The organism is Streptomyces glaucescens (assembly GCF_002154375.1).
GTDB lineage: Bacteria > Actinomycetota > Actinomycetes > Streptomycetales > Streptomycetaceae > Streptomyces > Streptomyces glaucescens.
In genome coordinates this window covers 1-2,981 of record NZ_MUND01000336.1, presented here as the reverse complement: position 1 = coordinate 2,981, position 2,981 = coordinate 1, and the positions used below count along the sequence as shown (strand labels likewise).

Sequence of the window (2,981 nt, the reverse complement as noted above, 5' to 3'; positions counted from 1 at the left end):
CGGCGAACGGGAAGCCCGCGCCACCCTCACGCGGGCTTCCCGTTCGCCGGGGTCGCGGTCACCGACCTGCTGGAACGCCCGCTGCCGGACGTCCCGGCCCCGGTGGTCGACGGTGAGCGGATCACCGTAGGGCTGCGGCCGTTCCAGCTGATGACGCTCCGGCTGCGGCGGGCCTGACGGCGGGCCGGGCGCGACGCGGGGCCGGGGCGGTCACGCCGGGGTGGTGGCGCGCCGGTCCCAGTGCCGCTCCCACCAGCGCAGCAGCTGGGGGTACACGATCAGGTACCGGAACGGCTTGATCGCTGCCATGTAGGCGCTGCCCCAGCGGCCGTTGGGCCGGACCAGGACGGCCATCTGGCCGCGGTACCCGCCGCGGCCGTCGGGGACCCAGGAGAGGTGCAGGATGCCGTGCACCGTCCGGTTGGCCATCTCGGCGGCCCACTCGTTCTCCCGCGTGTACAGCGTCGAGAAGGGCGGGCCCACCTCGGGCCCCACGGAGAGGTCCCGCAGCTCGGCGGGGAGCCGGTCCCGCAGGGTCCGCACCCGCGTGCCGAGACCGTCCTTCTCCTTGTCCCACCCGAGCAGCGCGCCCAGCTTCCAGCGCGCCGCCCACAGGAACCGCGTGGGCAGGTTGGCCTGGCTTACGAAGTCGCGCTCGGAGAAGGTCGACAGCAGGCGGAGGAAGTCGTCGGGTCCGCCCGGCGTGGGCAGGGCCCACACGTCTTCCAGCGCGAAGTCGTGGGTGATGTCGTGGAGGAGCCAGTCGTGGGAGGTGTGTGCGGTTCGGGGCAGCTTCATGAGGAAGGCCTCGCTTCCATACGCTGGTGTATGGATGACAGCGTAGCCCCTTCCATACGGCTGCGTATAGAAGCTGCGGAACAGAATGGAGACCGACCGTGGCCCAGGCCCGCACCCCACGCGGCAAGTGGATCGAGGAAGGGCTGCGCGCACTCGCCGCCGGCGGCCCGGACGCGGTCCGCGTCGAACCGCTCGCGCAGTCGCTCGGCGTCAGCAAAGGCGGCTTCTACTGGCACTTCGGCGACCGGGAGACCCTGCTCGGCGAACTCCTCGACGCCTGGGAGCGCGACGTCACCGAGCAGGTGATCGAACGCGTCGAGAGCGAGGGCGGAGACGCCCGGGAGCGGCTGCGGAGGCTGCCGGAGGCCATCGTGCCCAAGGTGACCACCGACATCCGCACCGACCTCGCCATCCGCGAGTGGGCCCGGCGCGACGAGCGGGTCGCCGAACGGCTGCGGCGGGTGGACACCCGGCGCATGGACTACCTGCGGTCGCTGTTCGCCGCGTTCTGCGCGGACGACGACGAGGCCGAGGCCCGCGCCATGACCGCCTTCTCGGTGTGGCTCGGCGGCCATCTCATCGCCGCCGACCACCACGGCCGCGCCCCGGAGGAGGTGCGGGAACTGGTGTGGCAGCGGCTGCTGAGGTGAGCCCGGGTCAGGACTCCGGGCTCCGCCTCAGCCACTGCTCCACCCCGCCCACGTGCGCGGCCGCCGCCGCGCGCGCCGCCTCCGGGTCCCGCGCGGCCAGGGCGCGGTGGATGGCGGCGTGCTCGTGGCGGGTCCGGGCGAGCGCGCCGTCCTCCTCGTAGCCGCGCCGGACGCGCGCGCGGAAGGTCCGCGAGGACAGGCCCTCCAGCAGGGCGGCCATCGTCTCGTTGCCGGCCGCCACGGCGATGACCCGGTGGAAGGCCAGGTCGTGGGCGAGGAGTTCGTCCGGGTCCTCGGTGGCCTCCATCGCCGCCAGGTGCTCCCCGGCCTCCGCCAGCCGGTCCGGGGTGATGCGGGCGGCGGCCAGCGCCGTCGCCGCCGACTCCAGGACGCGGCGCACCTCCAGGAGCTCGGCCAGCCGCTCGCCCCGGGAGAGGTCGGCCACCACGCCGAAGGTCTCCAGCAGATCGCCGGCCCGCAGCCGGGTGACGTAGATGCCGGAGCCGTGCCGTGCCTCCAGCACGCCGAGGACCGTCAGCGCGCGGATCGCCTCGCGCATCGAGCTGCGGGAGATGCCGAGTTCCGCCGCGAGGTCCCGCTCGGTCGGCAGCCGCTGGCCGGGCTCCAGCCGCCCGTCGGCGATCATCGCCTTGATCCGCTCGATGGCGCGCTGCGTCACCGTGCCCTTCCGCGGGGCCGTCCCCGTCCCGTCCACGCCTGGTGCTCCCGTCGTCGGTGCGCCGCAGTCTAGCCAGCGAAGTGGTCCGACCAATCGCGGCCGTCTGGGCGAACGGGTCGCGCAGAGGGGTGTCACTTTCGTCAAGTGGTCTGATAAATAAGCGGCATGGCGTCCCACACCCCCGCCCGCGTCACCGCCGTCGACACCTACGACATCCGCTTCCCCACCTCGCGCGAGCTGGACGGCTCCGACGCGATGAACCCCGACCCCGACTATTCCGCCGCCTACGTCGTGCTGCGCACGGACGCCGCCGACGGGCACGAGGGCCACGGCTTCGCCTTCACCATCGGGCGGGGCAACGACGTGCAGGTCGCGGCGCTCGACGCGCTGCGCGGGCACCTCACCGGACGCTCCGTCGACGCGCTCTGCGCCGACCCCGGCACCCTCTACCGCGACCTGACCGGCGACAGCCAGCTGCGCTGGCTCGGCCCGGAGAAGGGCGTGATGCACATGGCGATCGGGGCCGTCGTCAACGCCGTCTGGGACCTCGCCGCCAAACGCGCCCGCAAACCGCTGTGGCGGCTCCTCGCCGACGCCGAACCCGAGTGGCTGGTCCGCCAGATCGACTTCCGGTACCTCACCGACGCGCTCACCCCCGACGAGGCGATGGACCTGCTGCGCCGAGGCCGGGAGGGCGCCGGGGCGCGGCGGGCCCGGCTGCTGGAGCGCGGCTACCCCGCCTACACCACTTCGCCCGGCTGGCTCGGCTACGACGACGACAAGCTCACCCGGCTCGCCCGCCGGGCCGTCGCCGACGGCTTCACCCAGATCAAACTGAAGGTCGGCGCCGACCT

4 protein-coding genes are annotated in these 2,981 nt (G+C 73.6%); 2 read left to right on the top strand and 2 right to left on the bottom strand.

Annotated elements, in window-relative coordinates; translation table 11 throughout:
• Positions 1-210: 210 nt before the first annotated feature.
• Positions 211-798 (bottom strand): DUF2867 domain-containing protein, encoded by a 588-nt coding sequence (locus CCN42_RS21955; RefSeq protein ID WP_086738082.1) that lies wholly within the window; start codon positions 796-798, stop codon positions 211-213.
• 98 nt (positions 799-896) lie between these two features.
• On the opposite strand from CCN42_RS21955, the gene CCN42_RS21950 reads away from it, so the two are divergent.
• Complete coding sequence (locus tag CCN42_RS21950; RefSeq protein WP_086170196.1) at positions 897-1,448, top strand: TetR/AcrR family transcriptional regulator; 552 nt, start codon at positions 897-899, stop codon at positions 1,446-1,448.
• Between the two features lie 7 nt (positions 1,449-1,455).
• On the opposite strand, the gene CCN42_RS21945 is transcribed toward CCN42_RS21950, so the two are convergent.
• A complete protein-coding gene (locus tag CCN42_RS21945; RefSeq protein ID WP_086738081.1) occupies positions 1,456-2,163 on the bottom strand; it encodes a FadR/GntR family transcriptional regulator in 708 nt (235 codons plus the stop codon).
• Between the two features lie 129 nt (positions 2,164-2,292).
• On the opposite strand from CCN42_RS21945, the gene CCN42_RS21940 reads away from it, so the two are divergent.
• On the top strand, positions 2,293-2,981 hold a 689-nt coding region (locus CCN42_RS21940), incomplete at its 3' end, for an enolase-like domain-containing protein (protein ID WP_479688079.1).

What these genes read in the sequence shown, in the direction of transcription:
- CCN42_RS21955 (WP_086738082.1), bottom strand. Translation starts at nt 798, where the DNA reads ATGAAGCTGCCCCGAACCGCACACACCTCCCACGACTGGCTCCTCCAC.